This window comes from Sorangium sp. So ce693 (genome assembly GCF_051521375.1).
Classification (GTDB): Bacteria; Myxococcota_A; Polyangia; order Polyangiales; family Polyangiaceae; genus Sorangium; species Sorangium atrum.
On record NZ_CP150347.1, the window covers coordinates 5,477,978 to 5,503,420 of the forward strand.

Here is a 25,443-nt window from a genome sequence, read left to right on the forward strand (position 1 = left end):
AGCGTACGATCTGTCGTGGCGTCCTGAAGCCCGCGCCCAGCGGGCGCGGCGCTGCGGGTCGTGCTCCCCCGGAGGGTTCCTTATGCCCCGCCTCATCAAGCATTTCTCCGCCATCCTTGCTCTCCTCATCATCGCCGGATGCGCCGCTTCGGGCGGCGGGTGCGCCGGCTGTGGAATGACCCCCCTCCCCGCCGGCTTCAAGCCCGCGGATCGCATCGAGAACGCCGGCGCGGCGCGGCTCACGCAGTCGGGCGTCGAGTTCCTCGAGCAGAACCTGGGTGTCCTCGGGCGCGCGCTGCTCGGGGGTGGGGACGGCGGCGTGATCACGTTCTCCATCCCCAGGTCTTCTGGGACCGGCTACACGGTCTGTCCCGGCGGAGCCGACCCGAACGCGAGCCCGCCCAGGTGCACGGCGGAGATCGACGTGGGGAGCGCGGCGCTCCAGATCGAGCCGAGGGCGCCGCATAACCTGCGAATCCGGGGATCTCTGCCCGTGCGCCTGCAGAACCTCCCGATCCTGGTCAACCTGCTCATCACGGACAGCACGGTCATCGCGACCCTCAACGGCAACGACGCGTGCCCGCCCGACGACCAGACCTTCACGAACATCAACCTCGACATCGAGCTCTCCGTCGAGATCGACGTCAATCCTCAGCACTCGCGGCAGGGCTACTCGCGCGTCAAGATCGTCCGGCTCGACATCGGCAAGGATCAGCTCGAGTCGAGGCTGCGGCTCAACTGCGGCGACTCCATCGCCGGCGACATCCTCGATTTTCTGCGCCCCATCGTCCTCCCCCTCCTGACCGGCTCGCTCTCTGAAACTCTGAAGGCCCAGCTCGACCAGCAGCTCTGTCTGAAGGCGGATCCGACGCAGGACCAGGCCTGCCCCGACGGCACGAACGACATCGGCGGCGTCTGCCGCTACGGCACGCACGCGAACGACGAGTGCGCCTCGATCCTGCTCGGCGTCGAGGGCCACATCGATCTCGGCCGGCTGCTCGCGAGCATCTCCCCCGGCACGCAGGGCGGTTTCGACCTCCTGCTCGCCGGCGGCGGCATGAGCGAGCGGGACGACGGCTCCGATCTCGCGTGGGGCGACCTCAACCCGGTCGGCAGCGGGCTCACCCTTGGCCTTTATGGCGGCGCCGAGCCGGTGCCGACATCGAAATGTGTGCCGCTGTCGAACATGGCGCTCCCGGCGGGCATCCCGATTCCCGATGAGCTCGTCGCCAACACCGTCTCCGACTGGCCAGCCGACCTTCCCGGCCCTCACGTCGGTCTCGCGATCTCCGAGCGTTTCGCGAATTATGCCATGAACGGTCTCTACAACAGCGGCCTGCTCTGTCTCGGCATCTCCACGGAGACGGTGCCTCTCCTCAACTCTGGCACGCTGGGGCTGCTGACCCCTTCCGCAAAGGATCTCGCGCTGCAGCGCGAGTCGCAGCAGGTCGCTGTCGTCATCCGCCCGCAGGCGCCGCCCCGGGTCACCTTCGGTGATGGCACGAACGGAAGTGATGACCCGCTGATCCGCATCCGGCTGGACCGGGCGAGCTTCGATTTCTACATCTGGTCGCTCGACAGGTTCATCCGGTTCATGACGGCGACGTTCGATGTGGACGTGCCCATGAACCTCTCGGTCACCCCCGAGGGTCTCACGCCGGTGATCGAGGCGCTCAGGGTCGAGAACGGCGAGGTGACGAACAACGGGCTGCTCCGGGAGAACCCCGAGAACATCGCGGAGGCGCTGGGCGGCCTCCTCAGCGGTCAGCTCGGGCAGCTGATCGGCGGCGGCATCCCGGCGATCGATCTCGACGGGCCGCTCTCGGCGCTCGGGCTCTCGCTGGTCATCCCGGAGTCGGCCGAGGGCGCGGGCTCCCCCGGCCTGAGGAAGCTCACGAAGGGGCAGGACAACTACCTCGGCATCTTCGCGGCGTTCGGAACGACGGCGCAGCAGCGCTCGCCGCGGAGCGACACGCAGGCCGAGCTGAGCCGCAAGGAGGTGCGCGCCGAGGGGCTCCGCCTGCCCACGATGACCCGCGACAACGGGCCGACGGCGCGGCTCGTCATGAGCTCGCCGCTCGACGACGGCACGCGGGCCGTCGAGTACTCGTACCGGATCGACAGCGGCGTGTGGCGCCCGTTCAGGCGCGAGCGCGTCGTCGACCTGCACGACGACTGGCTGCGGCTCCCGGGGCGCCACGTGATCTCGGTGCGATCGCGGATCGCGGGCGCTCCCCTGTCGCTCGATCCCACGCCGGCGACCGTCGAGATGGTGGTCGACGTCGATCCGCCGGTCATCTCCGTCGGCGCCGCGGTGGACGGCCGGGTGCCGCTCGAGGTGAGCGATCGGGTCTCGGACGCCGCGCGCGCGAAGGTGCGCGTGCGGCTCGATGACGGCGCGTGGTCCCCCTGGTCGACGGCGGCGGAGACGACGTCGGTGGACGTGGGCGACGCCGTCGACATCGAGGTCGAGGCCGTGGACGAGGAGGGGAACCTCGGCACGGCGCGGCAGGCGATCCTCCGCGGCCGGGTCCCCGTCGACCCGTCGGCGGGCTGCGGATGCGTCATGGCTGGCGGCGCCAGCGAGGCGTCGTCGGGCGTCCGCTGGCTCGGCCTCGCCGTCGCGGCGGCGGCCTTGCGGCTCGCGCGGCGCGGCGACCGGGGCTCGTCGCCTCGGCGCCCTGCGCGGCGGGGTGCGCGCGGCGTGAAGGGCGCGCTGGCCGGGGCCGCCGTCGTCGCGCTCCTCGGCTCGCACGCCGGATGCTCCTGCAGCGAGGAGCCGGAGGAGGTGGAACAGGGGTGCGTCGCGCCCGACTGCACGACGCTGGAGCACGGGCTCATCGGCGCATACACCTCGGTCGCGGTCGCCGCCGACAAGCGCACGGTCTGGGTCGCCGGCTACGCGGAGGCCGACTGGCGCAACGCGTTCGCGTGGGGCGATCTCGTGGTCGGCACGTGGGACGGCGAGGCGGTCGCGTGGGAAGCGATCGACGGGGTGCCCGCGGAGCCCCCGGTCGACCCGGCCCGGTTCGACGTGAGCGGGTTCCGCGGGGGCCAGACCGAGCCCGGCGACGACGTCGGCCTCTGGACGTCCATCGCGGTGGGGCCGGACGGAAAGCCGGCGGTGGCCTACTACGACCGCACGAACCGCGCGCTCAAGTTCGCGCAGCGGCAGGGAGACACGTGGGCGGTGAGCTTCGTGCAGCAGGCGCCGAGCAGCGATATCGGCCGCTACGCGAAGCTGCTCTTCGTGAAGGAGTTGCCCGTCATCGCCTACCTCGCGATCGAGCCCGGCGAGGGCGGCTCGGTCACGTCGAGCGTCCGGATCGCGACCGGCGAGAGCGCCTCGCCCGGGGAGGGCGCGTGGCGGTTCGAGGACGTGGCGAAGGACGAGGCGACGCCGTGCCGCGCGTTCCTCTGCGGCGCCGGGGCGAAGTGCATCCGGAGCACGGGGCGCTGCGCGACGCCGCTCGCGGCCGGCGACTGCGAGCCGGGGTGCGCCTCCGGGCAGGCGTGCATCGACGACGGCGGCTCGCCGGCGTGCGCCGCGATCTCCGACGGCAACCGGCTCGAGACGTACCCCGAGGCGATCGGCGACTACATCGCGATGGCGCCCGACGATGCGGGCGGGTTCGGCCTGGCGTTCTACGATCGCATCCACGGCGACGTGGTGATCGCGTCGAAGTCGATGGGCGCGTGGGAGACCCGCATCGTGGACGGCGCGGCGCCGGACGGGACGGACACGGGCGACGTGGGCATGGGGACGTCGCTGTTCATCGATCGCGCCGGCGACTGGCACCTCGCCTACGCGGACGGCCGCTCGGAGGGGCTGCGGTACGCGCGGGTGAAGGGAGGCACGGAGGTCGAGCCCTCCGAGGTGGCGGACGACGGGCTCGGGATCGAGGGCGCCCCCTTCGAGGACGGGCAGCACCTCATCGGCGACGACGCGAACGTGTTCGTGACGGCCGCCGGGGAGGTGCGCATCAGCTACCAGGACGCGACGAGCGGGGCCCTGCGGCTCGCGATCGGGACGAAGAGCGGCGACGGCCACAGCTGGCTCATCCGGGCGATCGAGCAGGAAGGCTTCGCGGGCGCCTTCTCGCGGATCGTGGAGGTGGACGGGCGGCTGCTCATCGCGAACTGGTGGCGCGTCGGCGGACAGACCACGAAGGGAGACGTGGCGCTCGTCGCTCCCTGAAGCGCGCTCCGGGGCGCGAGCGCCCGGGCCGTGAGATGACGGGATCGCCGCGTGCGGCGTCCCCCTGGAGCGCTCGGCCGACGGATCGCCGTTGAGCAGGCGATCCGCCGACTGGGTATGCTCCTGGGTCGGCGCGGCCAGGGCGCGGGTGCGCCTTCTGCGAGGATCTGCAGGCAGAGCGAAGCGTCACAGGAAAGGCTTGGGACGATGAGAGCGACGGAACGAACGAGCAGCAACGCGGTGAGCAACGCATCTGCGCCATCCGGTGGAGCGCAGGACCAGGCCGGCGCGCCCGCGCGGCGCGCCGCGCGGCGGCGGATCGGCGTCCCGTTCTCTCTGTGGCTGCTCCCCGCCGCGTCGGCCGTCGCGGCGCTGCACCTCGCCGGGTGCTGGCCGCTGTCCTACGCCGAGGATTGCAAGGAAGACTCGAGGTACTGCCCCCCCGAGCCGACGGGCGGCGGCAACGACCCTGGCCCCACGTGCGAGCCGGACCCGACCCAGGACGCGAGCACGGTGGTGGACCGGTGCGCGGTGTTCGCGAGCGCGGGCGCGGCGTCCGGAGGAGACGGGACGAAGGCGAGGCCGTACACGTCGCTCTCGGAGGCGATCGCGAGCGCGAACGGCAAGCGGGTGCTCGTGTGCTCGAGCGGCGTGTTCGAGGAGAGCGTCACGGTCAAGGCGGCCATCGAGGTGATCGGCGGCTTCGACTGCAACGCGGGCTGGACGTGGAGCCCGGCGGCGCGAAGCACCCTCGGAGGGCCCGCGAACAAGGTGGCGCTCACGCTGACCGAGGACGCGGGCGGAACACGGGTGCGGAGCTTCACGATCAGCGCGGCCAACGCGACGGCTACGGGCGGGTCGTCGATCGGCGTGGCGGTCGCGGACATCGACGCGCAGCTCGATCACGTCGACGTCATCGCAGGCAACGGGATGAACGGCGCGAACGGCGAGACGCCGGCGGTCGCGCAGGACGGTTCGAACGCGCTGGAGGACGTCTCGAGCGCGTGCCTCGTGGCGGTCTACAGCGGCCAACCCGGCGTGACGACGTGCGGGGACGGCGAAACGAGCGGCGGCGTCGGCGGCCTGGGGGGACAGCCCGCTGTGGATGAGGGACGCGGGCAGACCGGCGGCGACGGCACGCCTCCGGCGGTCTCCCCGACCGAGCTCGGCCTCGGCGGCACCGGACACGGACAGACGGGGGGAACGGGAGAGACGACCGAGTGCAGGGACGGCGCGAGCGGTGCGAGGGGCGCCTCCGGCAGCGCTGGCGCAGCGGGCGACCGCACCGCGCTGACGCTGGTCGGCGTCAGCGGAGGTGACGGCGGCGCAGGCGTCAACGGGACGCGCGGTCAAGGCGGCGGCGGGGGCGGGGGCGCGAAAGCAGGACGCTTCTGCATGGCCAGCGGAGGTGGCTACATCGACGGCGCGGGCGCAAGCGGCGGCGGCGGCGGGGCGGGCGGCTGCGGTGGAACGGGAGGCGGCGGTGGCAAGGCCGGCGGGTCGAGCGTCGGGATCCTCAGCCTGGGGACCAAGCTGGCGCTGACCGATGTGACCATCGCCGTCGGCAAGGCGGGCAATGGAGGTGAGGGCGGGGGTGGAAGCCCCGGTGGCTCGGGCGGCATGGGGGGCAAGGGGGGGAGTCGCGTCGCCGGGTCCGGCTCGCTCGCGGGTTGCATGGGTGGCAAGGGTGGTGCGGGCGGCGATGGCGGCCCTGGCGGCGGCGGCCGAGGCGGCCACGCGGTGGGCATCGCCTACAAGATCACGCCCAGCCCCGCGGCCGCCGAGGTGCCGTTCACCGGAGGCACGGCTGGCAACGGCGGCTCCGCCGGGCTCGGTGGCTCCCCCGGGAGCGACGGCGCGGCCGGGGTGAGCGGCGCCTGCTGGGATTTCGCCAGCAACACGAGCTGCCCGCAGCAGTGATCGGCGCCGCCGCGCCGTCAGGCGACCAGCGACGCCGCGCCGATCTCCGCCGTCGCCGGGCCGCTCACGCGCGCGCGCTCCGCGGCCACGAGATCGAGGAGCTCTTTCCGGGTCGCCTGCCCGCTGTCGAGCAGCGCGCGCATCGCGCCGTCGACGCAGCCCTTCACCCGCGCCAGGCGGGGAGCGCTCTCCCCGCCCTCCTGCGCGGTCAGCATGTCGTGCAGCATCCGCCTGAGCCCCGCCATCGCTTCGGTCTTCGAGCGCATCGCCATCACCTCGCCCGATCGGCCTAGCGAAGGCTGCGCGATCCGGCCAAGTTTCAGGCGCGCGGCAGCTTGCCCAGCGCGAGGTCCGCGGCGTCGCGCTCGATCCCCGCGAGCGCGACCCCCGGGCCCTTCCGCGGGACGAGCACCACGCGGCAGCGGCCGCGCGTCGCCGTCTCCAGGTGCGACAGCCCGAAGTCGAGCGCCGCGCCGAAGGCGAAGACGAGCGCGCCCATGCCGAGCAGCTCCGGGGAGCCCGCGCGCGCGCCGTCGACGAGCAGCGACACGCCCAGGTACGTCCCCAGCCCCAGCGCGACGAGCCCTGTGTAGAGGGCGAGCCGCGGGTAGCGCACCTCGCGCGTCGCCCGGAGGAGCGCCTCGACCGGGATGTACGTCTCCCGCTCCCGCAGCGTCCGGCCGAACAGCTCTGTCCGGCTCCGGACGGTCACGCCCTTCGGGCCGACCTCCAGCGCGGCGGGCCGGCGGTACCGCAGAAGGAACCGCCCGGCGAGCCGGAGGACGTGCATCACGAGCAGGATCCCCGTCGCCGCCAGCAGCACGAGCGCCACCGGCCCGCGCGGCGGCGGTGACAGCTCGCCCGCGAGCCGCGCCGTCGCCCCGCCGTCGCGCTCCGGCGCCCACCTCTCGTCCCCGGCGGCCCCGGCGCCCTCCTGTGCGGCGCCGCTCGGGCTCGGCGCGCGGCTCGGCCGCCTGGCGGGCGAGAGCGCGTCGCGCAGCAGCGAGCGCACGATCGGATCGCGCACGTCGTCCACGAGCGCCACGGCCTCGGCGCGCGCGTCGGGCGAGGTGCTCCCCCGCAGCGCCGCCGCGGCGATGATCGCGCCCGCCCGGCCCAGCTGGGGCAGCGCGCCCTGGTCGGCGCGCCGCACCAGCGCGGCGATCGACCGCCAGAGGCCCGCGGCGCGCTCGCCCAGCGCGGCGTCCAGCGCGGTCAGCGCGTCGACGGAGGTGTACGTCGCCAGCCAGACGAGCGCCTCGGCGACGCGCCCCTCCGCCTCCGGCCCGTCGGGCGGCGAGAGAGCGACCCCGCGCGCGAGCAGCGTGGCCAGGAGCACCCGGGTCGCGCTCCCCGCGCCCTCGCTCGTGCCGCGCTCGAGCGCCCGGACCACGTTGCCGAACCGGGTCTCCGCGTCGGCGACCGACAGTCCCGCCCGGTCGACGAGCTCGGCGAGGCCGCCCTCCAGGGTCGTCCGCCGCTCATCCGCGGCGGCAAAGGCCGCGGTGTGGACGACCCGCGCGAGGTCGTCGCCGCGGGGGTGTCCGGCAAGCTCATCGAGCACGGCGTACGGAGAGTGTTCGGGCGTCATCGGCGCGGGCTGGTCGGATTAACTGAACGCCGCCGCTTTGGCTAGTGTTCCGCGCGGCCCGGGCGGCACTCCGCCCCGGCACGGCCGCCTTCGCCCCGGCGCGGCCGCTCTCGCCCCGGCGCAGCCGCTCTCGCCCCGGCGCAGCCGCTCTCGCCCCGCGCGCTACGGCTTCCGCGCGCCGCCCTGCTCCAGAAGCGCCTTCTCCACGAAGCCCATGATCAGCTTGAGCTGCCGGTTCGTGACGTGGAGCTTCGACCAGATGACCTTCCCGTCGGTGTTGAAGGCGATCTCATCCACCACATCGATCCTCGTGATCCCCAGGTCGATGGTCCGGATCGCGTTCAAGGTCTTCGTGAGCTCCTGCGCGTGAACCAGCGCATCTTCAGCAGATTCATCGCCCGCCGTGAGGGCGAGGTCCGCGCCCCCATCCTTGGTCGGCGTGACCGTGAGCCGCATCCACGCGAGGCTGCGCGGGACCGCCTGGACCCCGCGGAAGGCGTTCGCCGGTGTGAGCATCGAGATGACGATGCCCGCCGCCGAAGATTTGTTGAACCCTTTCATGGACTTCAACTTGGACAGCTGATCTTCTTCAGCAGCGGGAAGGACCACGAGCAGCCGCCGGTCCGGCACCATCGCGAAGATGCGCTTGCTGCGGTCGGCGGTGGCCCGGGCGGCGGGGACGGGGGCGTCTTCGATCCACGAGCCGTTCGACCGCTGGACGATGATGTCGACCGCCGCGCGCATGGTCTCCTCGGGCGCCCGGTAGTCCATGACGGCGACGACCTTGCTGGAGTCGCGGAGCTGCGGCCCGGCGATGAGGAGGTGGTCGATGTCCCGGATCGGGTCGATACCGGTGTCGCTGAAGAAGGACTGCCACTGGGGGATGGTCGTCAGGATGCGGCCGAACCACGCGCCGAGCTCGTGGCTGCGGAGCCGGTCGCCGGCGATGAGCACCTGGACGTTCGGGTCCTTCGACGCGAGCTTGCCCGGCGCGCCCGCGGCGCTCAGCGGGGTCCGCAGGTTCGGGTGATCGCCGTCGCTCTCCGTGCCCCCATCGCCAGACGCGTCCGGGCCTGCGTCGCCCGGCGGCTTCCGGCGCGGCCGTTCGGGCGCGCCCGCGTCCGGCGCCTCCGGCGAGGCGCTCGCCGACGCCGTGGGCGGCGTCGCGGGCGACGGCGTCGCGGGCGCGGCGGCGCCCGCCCCTGAAGGCGCCCCCTCACCGCCGCTCGCGGAGGGCGCAGCCGCCACCGCGCTGGGGTCGTCCGCGAGGAGATCCAGATCGATCGGCACGATCGTCTCGCCGGCGTCGTAGTCGGCCAGCTCGCCCCGGAGCGCGAACATCGCGTCGAGCCACGCGAACAGCGGGGTCGGGAGCAGGGGCAGGTGCAGGAGCGCCGCGACGACGGCCGCGGTGACGAGCGCGCGCCTGGATGCGGCGCGAACGAGCGGAACCGCCGCGGTGCCACGGCCCACGCGCTGGGCCTCCGTCGTGTTGTTCAAGCCACGCCCCGGGGTCCGTTCCGCCACGGCGGTACCCTAGCAGCAGCCGTCCGAACGGCATCCGAGCCCCGGAGCGCGCCCTCACCGCGCGTCGCGGCTCCGTGGCACGTCGTTCGCTCGGGCGATGGTCATGCGATGCCGCCTGCCCCGGCGCCCGCCATCGCCAGCTCGAGGGGCGCGCGCTCCGCAGAGAAGTGGATCGACACGTGAGTGACCAGGTACTAAGACCGCCGAGCCGACCCGACCCTACGGGTCGATCATCAGACCGCGAGGATCGGGAAGGCCGGTCCTCGCCCAACGCTGTGGATGCGATGAACCGCTCTCAGGCGCCCCGCCCCCGCGGGCAGAAGGACCCCGCTCGATCGCACGGCAGCGGCAATGTCCGCACCGACGACCTGCGGAACCCGCAACCGGCGCCGGGCGCCGAACGCGCCGGGGGCGGCGTCGTGCGCACCTCGCTCGTGTCCAGCGTGCTCGGGTTCGTCGCCGCGGCGGCCTTCGCCGGCACCGCGGCGTGGGCGAGCGGATGCCAGGGCGAGGCCCCTCCCGGCCCCTCCACCGAAGGCAACTCGCCGCCCGAGCGGACCTCGTCCCTCCCCCGCCCCGCGCCGACGTCCTCCGCGCGCGCCGCCGCGTCCGCCGAGGCGCCCAGGGAGGCCCCGGCCGCCGCGCCCTCCGAGGCCCCGGAGCCCCCCGCGCCCGACAAGCCGTACACGGGGCCGCTGCTCGGCTCGATCGTGCCGCAGGCGGCGGTCTATCCGACGATGGAGTTCTCCAAGCAGCGGCTCGGCTACATCCGGCTCGGCGGCAAGGTGCCGGTCGATCCGAAGCCCATCAAGGGCGGTAGCTGCGCCAAGGGATGGTACCGCCTCCTCGACGGCGGCTACGTCTGCGGGAGGTCCGCCACGACGGACCTGTCGAACCCGCAGGTCCGCCTCGGCATCACGCCGCCGAACCTCGACGACGTCCTCCCGTACAAGTACGCCTTCAACACGACGCACGGCACGCCCCTGTACCGCTCCGTCCCGTCGAAGGACGAGATGATGCGCTACGAGCCGTACCTCGATTCCGCGAAGCGCAAGCGGAAGGAAGAGGAGAAGCAGCGCGCCGAGGCGCTCTACGAGGAGACCGAGAAGGAGGTCGCCGCTGCGGCCGCCGCTCGCGCAGAGGCCGCCGCGAACCCCGCGCCGGTGGCCGCGGTCGCGGCGGATCCGGCTGCAGTCGAGGACAAGGCGGCGGCCGTCGCCGAGGCCGCGTCGCTCGGCATCGCGCCGGCGCCCGTCGAGGAGGAGCCCGAGAAGCCCTGGTGGGAGAACGTCGACGACAAGGGCAGGCCGCGCAACGTCACGCTCGCCGATCTCGACAAGGACGCCGACTCGACGGTCGCGAAGCGGATGGTCAAGGGCTTCTTCGTCGCGGTCGACAAGACCTTCGGCTGGAACGGCCGCAGCTGGTACAAGACGACCGCCGGCCTCGTCGCGCCGAGCGACCGCATGTACATCATCAAGCCGCCGGCCTCGCAGGGCATCGACTTCCCCGAGGGCGCGAAGTCGGTCGGCTTCATCCTCGCGAAGTCGGCGAGCAAGTACCAGTTCGACGCCGAGAAGAAGTCCGTCACCGTGGCCGGCTCGCTCGAGCGCTTCGCGGCGTTCGGCCTCACGGGCGAGTCCCACACCCACAGGTCGACGGTCTACCGGAAGACCACCGAGGGCTGGTGGATGAAGGGCGCCGACGGGACGTACACCGATCTCGGCGCCCCGCCGCCGGATCTCGCGCCGGGCGAGAAGTGGATCGACGTGAACCTGTCGCGCAAGACGCTGGTCGCGGTCGAGGGCGACAAGCCCGTCTTCGCGGCGCTCATCTCGCCGGGGAGGCGCTCGAAGGACAAGAAGAAGGATCACCCCACGCACACGGGGGTGTTCCGCATCCGCGAGAAGCACATCGCGACCACGATGGACGGCGACGGCACGGTCGCGGGCGATCTGCCCTACAGCATCGAGGACGTGCCGTTCGTCGCGTATTACGACGGCTCGTACGCCCTCCACGGCGCCTTCTGGCACGGAAACTTCGGCCGGGAGATGAGCCACGGCTGCGTGAACCTCTCGCCGCTCGACGCGAAGAAGGTGTTCTTCTGGAGCGAGCCCAGGCTCCCGCGCGGCTGGCACGGCGTCTGGGCCACGCCGGAGAACCGCGGCACGCTCGTGTCCATCCACGAGTGAGCGGGTGAGCGGGCCGCGCGCGCCGATCGGCCGCGCGGACGAGGACGCAGCAACAGGGTGCGCTCCCCCTCGAGCGGGGCGCGCGTGGACCGGCCGGACCGGGCTCGCCGCGACGCATGAGGACGAGCGCGCGTCGGAGCCGCGCCGCGCCTCGCCTGGGCCCGCCAGCGGGCCTGCCCGCCCGCCGCCCTGCCTCCGCCGGTCGCTGGAAATCCGGGCGGGTCGTGCTCGGAACAGCTTGAACGGTCGCTTTGACAGGGCTCCCTCTTGACTCGGGGCTCCCCTTCGCACACTTGTGGAGCCGCCATGGACCAGTTCTCGGCGCACCTCGACCGCGGGTGGGATCTCGTCCAGCGCGGGGACACGCGCGGAGCAGAGGCGTCGGCCCGACGGGCGCTCGAGCTAGATCCGAACTCGCCGGAGGCTCACAACCTGCTCGGCTTCGTCGCGGCCCTCGAGGGCGAGGGCGAGGAGGCCATCGAGGCGTACCGCCAGGCGATCGCCCTCGATGACACCTACCTGGAGGCGATGCTCAACGCCGCCGAGGTGTACATCCATCCGCTCGGCGATTTCGATCAGGCGATCGAGATGTGCGACCAGGCGCTGGATCTGGCCGAGGTCGACGAGGAGATCATCGACGCGCTCCTCCTGAAGTTCGACGCGCTCCTCGGCAAGGGCGATCTCGACGAGGCGGCCCAGGTCGCGGCGAAGATCCCCGAGGGCCCCTACGACAACCCGAACCACACCTTCCTCGTCGGCCGCGCGTTCTACGAGATCGGCCAGGCTGACAAGGCCGCCGCGCTCATCGAGGAGGCGGCGCTCAAGGACCCGCGGCACGCCGAGGCCCACTACTACCTCGGCCTCATCCGCGACGAGCGGGGCGACGTCCGCGGCGCGACGCAGGCCTTCCTGCGCTCCCGCGAGCTCGACGTCGAGCTCGGCATGCCCCCCTGGGCGCCGAGCCGCGACGGCTTCGTGACGCTGGCGCAGAAGACGGTCGCCGCGCTCAACCCCGTGCTCCGGCGCTACGTCGAGGGGGCGGAGCTCTACATCTCCGACGTGCCCGGGATGGAGCTCGTGGCCGAGGGCGTCGATCCCCGCGCGCTGGTCCTTCTGGACGGCCTGAACGCCGACGAGCGGGAGCGGGGCCTCCGCGGCAGCGCCGATGTCCACCCGTGCGCGCGGGTCTTCGTCTACGCCCTCAACGTCGCCCGCCTCGCGGGCAGCATCGAGGCGCTGGAGCGCGAGATCAACCTGGCGCTCGAGCGCGAGATCACCGCGACGTTCCTCGAAGCCGAGCAGAACGAGCGGACCGAGAAAGAGCTCAACTGAGCGGGCGAGGGCGCTCCTCGCCACGACCGCCGCGCCGCGTGGGCGCGCGGGGCGCCGCTTACTTCCACTTGACGGCGAGGATCTCGGTGCTGATGCCGGGTGACGAGCGGATGATGACGGAGCTCATCAGCCGATGCACGGCGCCGAGCCCGACGCCGAGCCCCTGACCGGGCATCCTCGGCGTCAGCCGCGCAGAGCTCGACGAGGACGGGCCGCGATCGCTCTTCGGCCCCACCTCCTCGAGCAGCGCCAGCTTCGGGTCCAGGCCTGGGCCGGAGTCGCGCACGATCACCTCGACGCCCCACCGGCCGCCGCCCGTCTGCGTGTCATCACGGATCGCGCGGATGCTGATGCTCCCGCCGCCGCCGTGGCGCACCGCGTTCGACACGAGCTCGGCGATCGCGATCGCGAGCTCGTGCTGGGCGCGCTCCGAGAGCCCTGCCCAGCGCGCGATGTGCGCGCCCTCGGCCGCGCAGGCGAAGCGATCCTCCTCGCGCGTGACGGGGATGCTGAACGCGGGCGGGGACCTCTGCGTCACGCCGCGCCCCTGTCGCGGACCACGGCGACGACGCACGTCGCGTCGTCGAACGACTTCTTGTGGACGTCGACGATCCGGCGGGCCATCTCCTCGGGATCGAGGTCGCGGAACGCGCTGAGATCGAAGCCGCTGGAGATCCCGTCGGAGTGGAGCAGGACGACGTCGCCGGGCGAGATGGGGAAGCGAAAGCTGCGGAGCCGCCGCACGCGCCGCCCGAGGATCCCCGCCGAGCAGAAGCTCGGCATGGCCGTCCGCGTGATCGCCTTCATCGCGATGTTGCCGACGCCCGAGAACTCGAGCTCGCCCACGCTCTCGTCGATGCGCAGGAGCGCAGCCGCGGCCCCGCGCGTCGACGCGAGCTGCTCCCCTGCCCCGGTCAAGAGATCCTCGATCGGCATCGACGCGTGATCCTCCACGTACCGGCAGAACGCGGAGGCGGCCTGCGCGGCGTGGGGACCGTGGCCGAGCCCGTCGGCGAGGCCGATCAGCACCCAGGGGGACTGTCGGACCACCACCACCTCGTCGCCGGCGATCTCCTCGCCGGCGGCGACGCAGCACGCGGTCCCGATAGCGACCGTCATCCGAGGTACTTCCTGACTGTCACGGTCGTCCCCGCGCCGGGCGCCGTCTTGACGTCGAACGCATCCATCAGCGCCTTCGTACCGCGGAGGCCCGCGCCCATACCGTGACGCGAGCGGTACTTGCCGCTCAGGATCTCCGGCAGGTTCGTGATCCCGGGCCCGTTGTCCTGCGCGACGATCTCGATCGCACGCATCGGCGAGGTGAGCGAGCGGACGACGACCTGTCCGCTGCCCGCGTACCTGACGATGTTGCGCCCGAGCTCCGAGATCGCGGTGACGATCTTCGTCTGCAGGACATCGCTGACGAGGTGCTCGATGCAGAGCTCGCGGCCGGCTGACCGCGCGCGCAGCACGTCCTCCTCGTTGCGCACATCGATGGTGATCTCGCGCGGCGCAGGGGCGGCGTGGTCGAGCTCGCCGAGCTCGGAGATGCACCGATCGAGCTGCGCCTGGTCGCGGACGAACAGCTTCACCCCGCGCTTCACCTCGACGAGGAGGCGCCGGAGATCACCCTCGCGCGCGACCATCGGATCGACCTTCGCCTGCCGGATCCCGCAGTCGATGACGCTCTTCCTCACCGCAGGCGAGAGGAACTGCGCCAGCACCGTCTCGATCTGATCGGTGATCGAGCGGCCGACGATCTGCGGAGACGACGGCACGGGGCCGCGCGCCGACTGCGGCGTACCCGGCATGCGCGTCGACACCGGTCCGCTGGACCGGCTCGACGGCGGCCCCGTGGCGCCGCCGCTGGAGGGCGGTCCGTCACGAGGAGGGATCTTCATGCGACACCTCGTTCGTGAGCTCCGGCGGCATCATGTCGTCCTCCGCGGACGGCGCGAGCATCTCGACGGCGCGCTCCAGGTTGAGCGCCGTCACCACGCCAGGGATCTCGAGATCCATCTCCACGAGCGCGATCGCGACCGCGGGGCGCAAGCCGCACACCGCCGTCCGGACGCCCATCAGCCGGGCCGTGAGCGCGATGTCACGGATGGCGCGGGTGAGATAGCTATCGAGAATCTCGACACCGGAGAGGTCGACGATGAGGCCGCGGGGCGATCGCGCTTCGATCGACCCGGTCACGTCGTCGCGCAGCTGCTCCACCTGGCCGTCGGTGAGCCCGCCCTGCACCGAGACGATTAAGTTCCCGAAGAGGCCCACGATGGGGACCCTACCCGCTTGCATCAAGTGGACGTCTCCTTCCTCGCGCTGAGCTGCAGCTGTGTCGTGGTCATTGCACCGCTGCCCGACGGATCGAAGGCGGCCCGTGGGCCGCCAGGGGTGAACGGCTGTCCTGTCTGCTTCTCGTTGTCTTTGGCCGCGCCGCGGCGGGCCCCCATGAGGGACGCGGGCGTCGGCTTCTGGCCGGCGAGCGCCATGCTCTCGCGCAGCGCATGCTTGAGGTTGCGCGCGGCGCGCACGGTGCCGAGGTTGATGCCGAGCTCCACCATGGTCTGCGCGACGGCGGGCCTGACGCCGGTGATCCGACACCGCGCGCCGAGCAGCTCGACCGCCTTCATCAGCTTCATGAAATGGTCGGCCGTCCGCGTGTCGATCACCTCGACGCCCGTCACGTCGATGATGACGTAGCGCGACTGACGGCGGACGATCTCGTCGAGCAGCCGCTCCATGATCTGGGCGCTCCTGCGCGAGTCGACGACGCCGATGATCGGCAGCGCGAGGACGTCGTCCCACAGCTCGAGGATGGGCGTCGAGATCTCGTCGATCGCGTAACGGAGCCGCTCGACGAGCTCGCCCTTGGCGCTCTCGCTCTCCACGAGATCGCGGTTCTTCGCCTCGAGATCCTCGATGAGGCGCTTCTTCTCGGTCGCGTCGCGGAACACGGCGACGGCCCCGGAGATCGACCCGTCCTTGCCCCGCATCGGGCTGGCGCTGACCGTCAGGAACAGGCCGGACACCGGTCCGTGCTCGATGCGCGGCTCGGTGAACAGCGAAGGCACGCGGACCGACCGCGGCTCGACGTCGTCCCCCTGCGGCCCCGCGGTGGGCGCGAGGGTCGGCATCGCGCCGCCCGCCACGCCGTTGGAGCGGCGGGCGACCCGCCCGTCCTGGTCGGCGGACTTCCTCGCGAAGAGCTCGACCTGATCGACCGTCTCGCCGCGCAGCGCGCGCGACAGCGGGTGCTCGGACATCGGCCAGGGGGTCGCGCGATCGGGGAAGAACAGCGTGGCGTCGCCGGGCCCGTCGTCCCCCGAGGTGAGGTCGAGCGGCGCGCGGCCGAGCATGTGCTCCGCGGCCGGGTTGCGCATCAGGAGCTCGCCCCTGTCGTCAACGACGGCGACGCCGTCCGCCATGCTGTCGAGCACGAGCTTGAAGATGCCAGCCTGTCGCCGCAGCTCCTCGTCCGATCGGGCCAGCTGCTCGCCGCGCTCGCGCGCCTCGCGCGTCGCCCGGTCGAGCTGCGCGGCCTGCTCCTTCGCCGCGCGCTCGTGCCCCTCGATCTGCTGCTCGAGCGTCGCGATGCGCTCCGTGAGCCTCGCAATCTCTTGCCGCAGAGCTTCTTCGCTCATCGCGAACTCCCCGTCGTAAGCCCGCGCGCGCCGTGCGTGGCGCTAGGCAGCGCGTCCCTCCGGTGCGCGGCGCGGCGGATCCCCTTGCAGGATCGCTCCACATGCGCGTGCCGGGAGGATGAGCCGCGCGGGCCAAACGAGACGGCCGCGGAGAGCGCGTGGCTCTTCGCCGTCCTGTCCGTCCTTTGCACGCTCGTGACGCTCATTTCTTCTCCTCGCAGGGTGCCCTGTCCCGAGCGGGGACCGTGTCCAGCACCAGTCGAGAAACACAGCTTATCGCCAACCGGGCAACCCACCGTCAAGCTTCGCGTCGGCCATGCGTGTCGCTTGTGGCGACGGCATCCACCGTCGCCCAGCCGAGGTAGCCCGTGTCCGCACAACTGCGCCCGTGCCCCGCGTCACGATCGACCACGCCAGCAGCAGCCTATGCCGCGCCGCAGCGCAGCCGAGCTCGGTCGGCGCGCACCTTCTGCTTCCGCTCCTCGGATGTGCGGATGGAGAGGGCCGGAGCTCACGTGAGGTTCCCCCCATGCGACGCGGGCTGTTCACCAGCGCGGATCGCGTGACCGGAGCCACGCGCGGGACGATCGAACTCAATCGCCGAGGCTCTGACGCTCGCGAGCGCGCCGTCGCTTGGCCTTGCGCTTCGAGTCGGCCGGGCGCTGAGGGTCTGGGCCGCTCTCGCCCGTGGTCGGAGCGCCCGCGTCGAGCCAGCGCCACAGCGCCATCTGGTCCGCGGTCGCTCCGTGACGGATGGCGCGCTTCAAGATCTTCTTGGCGAGCACCAGCTTGCCGCATCGGGCGAGCGCGTGCGCGTAGCTCGCGGCGATGTCGGCCTCGCCTGTCTGCGCCTCGGTGGCCTGCGCAAGGAGCGGCAAGGCGTCGTGCGGGCGGTTCAGCGCGACGTCGTAGAGGTGCCCCAGGTTGTGCGCGTACCACGGGTTCTCGGGCACGATGGCCAGCGCGCGCTCGTAGGCGCGCGCGGCGTAGCGGTAGTTGCCGAGCAGCGACTGCGCCAGGCCGAGCACCGCCCAGGCGCCGTCGTCCTCCTCGTGGAACTGCAGCACGCGGCGCGCGAAGAGCGCGGCGCGCCACGGATCGTGCTCCACGCCCATCTCCGCGAGGTGGCGGTGCGCGTAGAGCCACGGCTCGCTCCCGGGCGACGTCGCGCGGGCCAGGCGCGCGAGCAGCGGGAGAACCCTGTCCGCGTCGAGCTTGTCAGCAAGCGCTCGATCGATGTCCCGTCGAAGCCGGTCGATGTCCTCCGCTCCACTGCGCCCCATCCCTTCCGTGATACGACCAGTGGGCGAGCTTGGCTAGCGCGTTGCGCGCCGAGAGGCGACGCCTGGACGACGTCGCACGCAAGCCCTCACCGACGTACCATCGACGTGCGCCGGCGGGCGGTGTCTTGCACGGCGCGGAACCGCGTGAAACGCCGCGTGGAGCCCGCTCCGCCGCCATGTGGCGGCGGATCGACGCTTTTGCGACGATCCGCGCGACCCGCGCTCAGGCGTCCTCCGCCACCTCTTCGGCGCTTGACGTGCGCTCACGAGCCTGCTCCGCGCGCGCCTCCTTGCCCGCGATCGTCGCGCCGTTCAGCGTGGCCACGACCCGCGCGAGCTCGGCCTTCGGGACGCTGACGAACGCGTTGCGCTCGCGCACCCGGATGCGCCGGATGTCCCCCTTGGCCATCCCGCCCCGCTCGATGAGCGCGCGCTGGAAATCCGCCGCGCGCGCGCCGTCGCGGCGGCCGAGGTTGATGAAGACCTCGACGAACTCTCCGTCCGCCTCGTCGCGCGCGGGCTCGGCGCGCGGCGCTTCGCCGGCCTCGCCGCTCTCGATCTCGACCGCGGCCTCGCCGGGGGCCGACGGCACGGCGCCGCTCGCGCGCTCTCGATCGCCGCCGCGCGACACCGGCGAGCCGGGCGCCGGAGACGGAGGCTCGCCGAGGATCGGCTCGTCGTCGCCCTCCTCTTCGGGCGGCTGCCACATGGTGAAGTCGGCGTGACGCGAGAACGGCTGTCCCGCCGCGCCGCCGTGAGGCTTGCCCGGCGCGGCGCCAGCGGCGCCAGCGGCGCCAGCGGCGCCGGTCGCGCCAGCGCCGCGGCGCGCCGACAGCAGCGTCGCGGCGGGCCGTTCGCGCAGGCGCTCCGGGCCGCGGCCCGGCCCGCCCTCGCCTCGCGGCGGCTCGATCCGCATCAGCGGCTCCGGCCGCGTGAGCGGCTCGACCGAGACGGGGCCGTCGTCGCGCGCCCGCGCCCCCTCGGGCCGTCGGGGCTCTTCCCCCCCGGGCGCGTCCGCGCCGCGAGGGCCTCGCCGCCCCTCGTCCCGGCGGAGGCGCAGCGATCGCCGATCGCGCTCCCGCCCCCGGTCACGGTCGCCCTCGCGCGCGAGCTCACTGCGCTCCGTCTCGGGCGAGCGCGGCTCGGGCGAGCGCGGCTCGGCCGAGTCGGCCGCGCGGGGGGTCGCGTCCCGCGCTGCCCGCCCGCGCGCCGCCGGCTCGGGCTTGGTCGACGGATCCGTGCCGCGCCCCTCGCTGTCGCGCGCCGCCGCGCGCTGCGGCTGCTGGGCGCGCCGCGCGGCGCTCGCCTCCTCTTGCGCCGTCGGCCGCGCGCCGAGGTGATCGCGCAGGAGGCCCGCCACGATCGCCTCGGCCTGGTCGTGCGTGAGCAGCCGGCGCGCGAGCGAGAGATCGTCGCGGTGCGTGCCCTTCGACAGGAACGCCTCGGCGAGCATCGCCACGAGATCGGCCTCGGCGCGCGTCTTGAGCTCCCCCTCCGTGGGGAGCTGCTTCTCGAGCGGGCGGATCTTGTACGTCAGCCGGAGGATGTAGAGCGGCCCGACGTCCTGCGGCGTGATCAGCGCGATCGCCGTGCCCGTGCGGCCCGCGCGGCCGGTGCGGCCGGTGCGGTGCACGTACGCCTCGGCGTCCTGCGGGAAATCGTAGTTGATGACGTGCGTGAGGTGCGAGATGTCGATGCCGCGCGCGGCCACGTCGGTGGCGACGAGGAAGCGCAGGCGCCCCTCGCGCGTCGCGCTCATCACCTTCTCGCGATCGGACTGCGGCAGATCGCCGTTCAGCCAGTCGGCGTCGTAGCCCTGGCGCTTCAGCGCCCCGGCGACCGCCTCGGTCTCGTCCTTGGTGTTGCAGAAGACGACCGCGTTCTCGGGGTTCTCGACCTCGATGATGCGGACGAGGGAGGTCAGCTTGTCGCCCGTGATCAGGTAGACGTAGTGCTGGATCTGGAGCGCGCCGACGGCGTCGCCCGAGAGGGTGATGAACTCGGGCGACCGCAGCTTGCTGCGCGCGATGCGCTCGATGTCGGGCGGGAGCGTCGCCGAGAACAGGAGCGTCTGCCGCTCCGGCGGCAGCTCGGCGAGGATCGCGGTGAGCTCGCGCTCGAAGCCCATCGAGAGCATCTCGTCGCACTCGTCGAGCACGAGCAGCCGGATGTGCTTGGCGACGATGGTCCCGCGGCGCAGGTGGTCGAGCACGCGGCCCGGCGTGCCGACGATGACCTGCGCGCCCGCGGCGAGCGCGTCGATCTGCCGCTGCATCGGCGCGCCGCCGTACACGGCGACCACCTTGATGCCCTTGCGCTTGCCGAGGCGCTCGACCTCCGCCGAGACCTGGAGCGCGAGCTCCCGCGTCGGGCACAGCGCGAGCACCTGCGCCTGAGCGAGCGAGCGCTTCACGGCGTGATCGACGATCGGGAGCCCGAACGCCGCCGTCTTGCCGGTGCCGGTGCGCGCCTGCACGACGGCGTCGCGCCCGCGCGTCACCGGCTCCCAGACGGCGAGCTGCACCGGCGTCGGGTGGACGTAGCCAATCTCCGCGAGGGTCTCGCGCAGCTCGGACGACAGGGGCAGCACATCGAAGGTAGGCGGCGGCTGGGGCTTGTCGCCGGTCTGCGCTTCACCCGCCACTGCGGCAGGGGGAGAAGGAACGGTCATGTCGGTCATATCGTCCTGCGTGATCGCCGCGTCGGGGTATTATCTCGGGGACGCGGGCCCAAGCTGGCCATCGACGATCGCCCGGACCCGCCGCCGCAGCGGAGCCAGATCGCCTGCCTCGCGCCGCGCTGCGTGCTCCTCCGCATAGCGGAGCCGCTCGATGGCGTCGAGAGCGCGCTCGTTGTCCTCAGAGCCCCGGCACGAGGCGGCCACCCCGTCCCGGTAAGTCCACGCCGGAGCGAGCGTGCTCCTGAACCGGGCGAGGGCGGCGTCCTCCCCGTCGGTCCCGGGGGCGGCCTCCCTGGCGCGCTCGACGGCCCGGACGAGCGCCAGGAGGCCCTCCTCGCAGCTCGCGTAGGGCGACGGCGCGGCCGGCAGAAAGAAGACCTGCCGGATCAGCTGGAGGGTGCACGAGGTGATGATGAGCGCGGCGAAGCTGTAGTACGCGACCAGGGCGATGCGCCGGCCACGGGCGCGAGGCCCGCCAGGGCGGCGCCGCGCTCCAGGAGGGCGCGCTCGCGCCTCGGTCCCTGGCACGGCCGGGGCGGGAGCGATGGGCGCGGGAGCTTGAGCGGGCATGAGAGCTGCGATTCCTCGGGCGGGCTGGGGTGCGCGGCCGCCGCCGGTCGGGCTCCGCTTCTGCGGTCCCTTCCTTGCGGGCCAGTGCTATCACCTCGCCGCGGGCGCGACGAGATGCTGTTGGACGGGAGCAGCGCGAGGTGACCGACATGACCGCGGCGCTCCGCATCATCGCCCGCCGATCCGCTGCGGCGCTCTCCGCGCTGGCCCTCCTCCTGGGCCCTCCCGGGGCCGCGCTGGCTCAGCCGCTCCAGGACAACGCCTACACCATCGACCTCTTCCAGGGGCCCATCCTGGCGCCGCTGCGCGTGACCGGGATCGCCGGCGCTTACGCCGGCTACGCCGAGGGGATCGCCGGCATGGTCGCCAACGCCGCGGCGCCCGCGCTCCGCGAGCCGTTCAGCATGCGCTGGTTCGAGTGGGACGTGGCCGCGTCGATCTCGCTGCCCATCGAGCTCTTCGAGAACAACGACTTCGACAACAGCGGCGACATCGATCTCGATTACTCGAATTTCGTGTACCTGACCCTCGGCGGCCAGCTCCAGGCGGGCGACTTCGGCGTCGGGGTCAACGCCGAGCTGCAACGGTACTCCCTGACGGACGAGGCCGGCGCCGAGACCACGGTCGTGATCGGCAAGTACCATTTCCTCGGCGGCGTCCGCCTCCTCGGCGACGCGCTCGTGCTGGGCGCCGGCGCGCGCGCGGTGACGCTCAACCTCGGCGCCGAGCAGACCAACCTGACCATCGCGGGCATCTCCCCGGAGCTCGGGGTGCTCGTGCGCCCCGACTGGGCGTCCTACCGCCTCGGCGCCACGTTCCGCTTCCCGGTGAACGGCGGCGGCTTGCTCGGCGAGGGCGTGGTGATGGACGGGCAGGTCCGCCGCGCCGGCGGGCTGATCCTGCCGAACGAGGTCGTCCTCCCCTGGGAGCTCGAGGTCGGGCTCGCCGTGCAGGTCGGACCGCGCCCGCTCAACCCGGCGTGGATCGATCCGCACGTGCAGGAGCGGGAGCTCCGCGAGGCGGTCGCGCGCAGGCAGGCCGCGCGGGAGGAGCGGAGGGAGCGCGAGCTCGGCGCCATCCACGACCCGGAGGAGCGCGCGCGGCGCGAGCGCGTCTTCACGATGGAACGGGCGCGCGAGCGCGCCGCCGACGAGCGCGAGCTCGCCGCGGGGCCGGCCGTCCTCGAGGCGGAGCGGCGCGCCCGCTACTGGAACTGGCCGCGCGAGCACCTGCTCATCACGGCGGAGCTCCTCGTCACGGGCCCTGTGTCGAACGGGGTGAGCCTGGAGCGCTTCCTGGCGCAGAAGCAGCCCGGGAGCGAGCACGGCCCGTCGGCGGTGGGCACCTCGGGCGCGCACGTGAGCTTCTCGCCGCGGTTCGGGATCGAGACGGAGCCGATCCCGGGCCGCGTGCACACGCGGTTCGGCAGCTACTACGAGCCGAACCGCTTCGGGCGCCTGGGGGGCGGGCGTGTCGGCCGGCAGCACTTCACGTTCGGCGCGGACGTCCGCGTGCTGTCGACGACCTTCTGGGGCCTGGTCCCCGACACCGCCTTGACGCTGCAGGCGTCCATGGATTTCGCGCCTCGCTACGACAGCGTGAGCGCCGGCATCGGCGTCTGGCACTGAGCGCCGCGCCGCCGCTCACGCGCGGCTCATGCGCCGATCACGCTGACAACGTGCGGCGGTGCTGCTCCGCGAGCAGCACGCGGAGGTGGCTCATCCGGGCGGGGTCGCGCTTGCCGAACTCGTCGAGCGCCGCGGCGACCGCGACCGGAGCGCCGCCGCGGGGCTCCTTCCGGAGCGCCCTCGCCGCCAGCGCGAGCGCGCGGGGGCACAGCACCTCCTCGATGCAGAGCCGCGCGGGCGGCGGCCGCCACGCGGCGTCGCGGTAGCCCCCCGGCGGCGTGGGCTCCGCGAGGAGCGCGAGGCCGTCCGCCTTCGCTTGCAGCGCCGAGAGGATCTCGCGCTCGATCGCGCTGCCCTCCTCGCGATCGCCGCAGCGCTCGATCGTGAACATCGGCTTCGGCGCGCCGCGCCGCGCGGCGCCGAGCCAGCCCTTCCGCCAGCGCACCGCCGTGGCCCTGCTGATGGTCGCCTCGCCGCGCGCGACGAGGCCGGTGAAGGCGCTGAGCATCAGCACCTCGAACGGTGAGAACGCGTCGCCGCCCTTGGCCCCCGCGATGCGCGAGAGGTTCGCGGCGACGACGGGGAGCCCCGCCTCGATCGCGTCCGAGGAACAGAAGAGCGTCGAGCCCGCGCTCGTCGGGTGGAACCCCGTCAGGCTCACGCCCTCGCCGGCGCCGTACCACCCGAGGAGCGTGCGCACGGTCCCCCGGCGGGCGCCGTCGGCCGAGCAGTAAGCCCACGTCGTGCCCCAGAGATCGAACAGTGACCGCACGATCCACCGCGCGAGCCTCGCGCCGAGCAGGACGCTCGCCGCGAACAGCCCCGCGGCCGGCAGGGAGTCGTCCGCGGCCCCGGCCAGGCCCGAGAGGAGCAACCCGTAGAGCGCCGTGTACGCGAGCAGCAACCCGCTCGTGATCGCGCTCAGGAACAGCTCGATCTTCGGCGACGCGCCCCGCGGCTCGGACCGCCGCCACACGGCGCGGTGAGGCGGCTCGCCGCAACGAGCGCAGGGGTCCGCGGGGCCGCATCGCCGCCGCGTCCCGCAGCCGAGGCAGATGTCGATCGGGGGCAACCGGCTTGGCATCGGTGGTCCAGAATAGTGGCGCATCCGGGTTTCGTCGCCACGACCGTGACCCACGGCGGGGGCTCGTCGCGCCCACGGTTTCGCACACGCGCACAGGGCGGGAGCGCGCCCCTGCCCCGCTTCGGGCTTGTCGTCGCGCCCTGTCCGGCGCATCGAGTCGCGCATGCTCCATCGCCGGCTCCGCATGGTCGCTGTCAGCCACCTCGCCGTCCTCGCCCTGTGCCAAGGCGTCGCCCTCGCGCAGCCGGCGCCTCCCCAGGGTCGACCGGGCCGGCAGACTCAGGCGCGGCCGGGCCAGCAGGCGCCCACAGCGGCCCCAGCGGCGGCGCCCCCGACGGCGGCCGCCGCGCCGGCGGCGATGCCGCAGCGCATCGAGGTGAACGACCCGGCGCTCGCGCCGCTCCCCCCGCCGGCGCGCACGCTGGCGAGCTGGAACGACGCGCGCGCGATGATCGAGCAGCGGTCGGTCGACTTCGCCATCGCCGTGCAGGAGGTCGCCCGCGCCGAGGGGGTCGCGCGGCGGGCGCTCGCCGCGGCGCTCCCGAGCCTCGACGCGCACGGTGATGTGAATCACAAGCTGGCGGGCGGCAGCGCCGAGCGTCTCCCGTCGGGCTTCGTGCCCCCCCCCGAGGATCCGTCGGGCGCGCGCCAGGATATCGAGATTGCTCCGACGACCCTCACGGCGTCGCTCACGCTCCGTCAGCCCGTCCTCGCCCCGCGCGCCTGGTACGGCATCGGCACCGCCAGGCGCTCGGTGGACGTCGCCAGGCTGAGCCTGGAGGATCGACGCCGCATCACCGTCGGCGCCGCGGCGGACGCCGTCGTCTCGATCGTCACGGCCGAGCGGGTCAGCGAGATCAACCGGGTCGGCCTGCGCAGCGCGCTCGAGCGGCTCGAGCTGACCCGGCGGCGCGAGCGGCTCGGCACCGGCACGAAGCTCGATGTCGTCCGCGCGGAGCAGGACGTCGCGCTCGCCCGCGCGACGCTCGTGTCCGGCGACGAGGCGCTGCGCAAGGCGCGGGAGGCGCTCGGGGCCGTGCTGGGCGAGCGCGGCGAGGTCGGCGTCCCGCAGGGCTTCTCGCTGAACGCGATCGCGGCGGAGGTGCAGTCGCAGTGCGCCGAGGCGCGCTCGGATCAGCGCGCCGACGTCCGCGCCGCCCGGGCCGAGCTCGAGATCGCGGAGCGCAACCTCACCGACGCGAAGCTCGCGTTCGCCCCGTACGTCGATCTGTCGAGCACGCTGAGCGCTCAGACCTCGCTCGGGGACGAGTCCACCCGCCGGGCGCGGTCCTGGGGGTGGTCCATCGGCGCCGTGCTCACCGTCCCCCTCTGGGACGGCGGGGCGCGCTACGGCGATCTCGAGATCAACCGGGCCGTGGTCGAGCAGCAGCGGGTCCGCCTCGGGGCGGTGGAGCGCACCGCGGGGCTCGAGACGACGCAGGCGGTCCGGGGCGTCGCCGTCGCCGAGCAGGCGCGCGCGGTCGCCGAGCAGTCGCGCGACCTCGCGCGCGAGACCGCGCGCCTCACGCAGGTCGCGTTCGAGGCCGGCACCGCGACGAGCTTCGATCTGGTCGAGTCCGGCCGCAGGCAGCGGGAGGCCGAGCTCGATCTCGCGGTGAAGGAGTTCGAGGTGGTGAAGGCGAAGATCACGGCGCTGCTCTCGTCCGCCTCGTGCAGATGAGGTGCGCGCAGGACGTGCGCGCGCCGAGCGCGGCCGCGACGCGACGCACGCCGAGCGCGACCGCAACGCCGAGCGCGGCAGCGACCCGGCGCGCACCGAGCGCGACCGGA

General features: G+C 73.2%; 18 protein-coding genes. 6 read left to right on the forward strand and 12 right to left on the reverse strand.

From position 1 onward, the window contains the following. Positions 1-82 precede the first annotated feature (82 nt). Positions 83-4,198, forward strand: a complete 4,116-nt coding sequence (locus tag WMF14_RS20465) for a hypothetical protein (protein WP_437803248.1) — start codon at positions 83-85, stop codon at positions 4,196-4,198. Between the two features lie 240 nt (positions 4,199-4,438). Then, the gene (locus tag WMF14_RS20470; protein WP_437803249.1) at positions 4,439-6,118 is read left to right on the forward strand and encodes a hypothetical protein; all 1,680 of its coding nucleotides are present in this window, start codon (positions 4,439-4,441) and stop codon (positions 6,116-6,118) included. 17 nt (positions 6,119-6,135) lie between these two features. Here the strand turns inward: WMF14_RS20470 and WMF14_RS20475 are convergent, their stop codons facing one another. The 3 genes from WMF14_RS20475 to WMF14_RS20485 all read right to left on the reverse strand — a co-directional run bounded on the left by WMF14_RS20475 (position 6,136) and on the right by WMF14_RS20485 (position 9,236). After that, entirely contained in the window at positions 6,136-6,384 is a 249-nt protein-coding gene (locus WMF14_RS20475) for a hypothetical protein (protein ID WP_272099235.1), read from the reverse strand. A 53-nt stretch (positions 6,385-6,437) separates the two neighbouring features. Beyond that, the gene (locus WMF14_RS20480) at positions 6,438-7,709 is read right to left on the reverse strand and encodes a hypothetical protein (RefSeq protein WP_437803250.1); all 1,272 of its coding nucleotides are present in this window, start codon (positions 7,707-7,709) and stop codon (positions 6,438-6,440) included. Positions 7,710-7,871: 162 nt separating this feature from the next. After that, positions 7,872-9,236, reverse strand: a complete 1,365-nt coding sequence (locus WMF14_RS20485; protein WP_272099239.1) for a hypothetical protein — start codon at positions 9,234-9,236, stop codon at positions 7,872-7,874. Positions 9,237-9,520: 284 nt separating this feature from the next. Here WMF14_RS20485 and WMF14_RS20490 point away from each other — a divergent pair, with 284 nt between their 5' ends. Beyond that, positions 9,521-11,428, forward strand: coding sequence for a L,D-transpeptidase (locus WMF14_RS20490; protein ID WP_272099240.1), 1,908 nt, complete (start codon positions 9,521-9,523; stop codon positions 11,426-11,428). Positions 11,429-11,734: 306 nt separating this feature from the next. After that, on the forward strand, positions 11,735-12,760 hold the full coding sequence (locus WMF14_RS20495; protein WP_272099242.1) for a tetratricopeptide repeat protein: 1,026 nt from the start codon (positions 11,735-11,737) through the stop codon (positions 12,758-12,760). A gap of 58 nt (positions 12,761-12,818) precedes the next feature. Here WMF14_RS20495 and WMF14_RS20500 read toward each other — a convergent pair whose 3' ends face one another. The 8 genes from WMF14_RS20500 to WMF14_RS20535 form a co-directional block, all read right to left on the reverse strand. After that, positions 12,819-13,298, reverse strand: coding sequence for an ATP-binding protein (locus tag WMF14_RS20500; RefSeq protein WP_272099244.1), 480 nt, complete (start codon positions 13,296-13,298; stop codon positions 12,819-12,821). Beyond that, a complete protein-coding gene (locus tag WMF14_RS20505) occupies positions 13,295-13,879 on the reverse strand; it encodes a SpoIIE family protein phosphatase (protein WP_272099246.1) in 585 nt (194 codons plus the stop codon). Before WMF14_RS20505 ends, WMF14_RS20500 begins: the two co-directional genes overlap by 4 nt. Next, positions 13,876-14,661 (reverse strand): anti-sigma regulatory factor, encoded by a 786-nt coding sequence (locus WMF14_RS20510; RefSeq protein ID WP_272099248.1) that lies wholly within the window; start codon positions 14,659-14,661, stop codon positions 13,876-13,878. Before WMF14_RS20510 ends, WMF14_RS20505 begins: the two co-directional genes overlap by 4 nt. Further along, positions 14,642-15,037: an STAS domain-containing protein gene (locus WMF14_RS20515; protein WP_157906757.1), complete on the reverse strand. Its 396-nt coding sequence runs from the start codon at positions 15,035-15,037 to the stop codon at positions 14,642-14,644. The genes WMF14_RS20510 and WMF14_RS20515 overlap by 20 nt, the downstream gene beginning before the upstream one ends. 23 nt (positions 15,038-15,060) lie before the next feature. Beyond that, positions 15,061-16,407 carry an STAS domain-containing protein gene (locus tag WMF14_RS20520; RefSeq protein ID WP_437803251.1) on the reverse strand — a complete coding sequence of 449 codons (1,347 nt, stop codon included), beginning with the start codon at positions 16,405-16,407 and terminating at the stop codon, positions 15,061-15,063. A gap of 593 nt (positions 16,408-17,000) precedes the next feature. Further along, entirely contained in the window at positions 17,001-17,690 is a 690-nt protein-coding gene (locus WMF14_RS20525; protein ID WP_272099254.1) for a hypothetical protein, read from the reverse strand. A 223-nt stretch (positions 17,691-17,913) separates the two neighbouring features. After that, complete coding sequence (locus tag WMF14_RS20530) at positions 17,914-20,361, reverse strand: DEAD/DEAH box helicase (protein WP_437803252.1); 2,448 nt, start codon at positions 20,359-20,361, stop codon at positions 17,914-17,916. Positions 20,362-20,400: 39 nt separating this feature from the next. Then, the gene (locus WMF14_RS20535) at positions 20,401-20,940 is read right to left on the reverse strand and encodes a hypothetical protein (RefSeq protein ID WP_272099258.1); all 540 of its coding nucleotides are present in this window, start codon (positions 20,938-20,940) and stop codon (positions 20,401-20,403) included. A gap of 149 nt (positions 20,941-21,089) precedes the next feature. On the opposite strand from WMF14_RS20535, the gene WMF14_RS20540 reads away from it, so the two are divergent. Beyond that, the gene (locus WMF14_RS20540; protein WP_437804250.1) at positions 21,090-22,568 is read left to right on the forward strand and encodes a hypothetical protein; all 1,479 of its coding nucleotides are present in this window, start codon (positions 21,090-21,092) and stop codon (positions 22,566-22,568) included. Positions 22,569-22,605: 37 nt separating this feature from the next. Here the strand turns inward: WMF14_RS20540 and WMF14_RS20545 are convergent, their stop codons facing one another. Continuing rightward, positions 22,606-23,544, reverse strand: a complete 939-nt coding sequence (locus WMF14_RS20545) for a hypothetical protein (RefSeq protein WP_437803253.1) — start codon at positions 23,542-23,544, stop codon at positions 22,606-22,608. Positions 23,545-23,815: 271 nt separating this feature from the next. On the opposite strand from WMF14_RS20545, the gene WMF14_RS20550 reads away from it, so the two are divergent. Continuing rightward, entirely contained in the window at positions 23,816-25,333 is a 1,518-nt protein-coding gene (locus WMF14_RS20550; RefSeq protein WP_437803254.1) for a TolC family protein, read from the forward strand. Positions 25,334-25,443 lie beyond the last annotated feature (110 nt).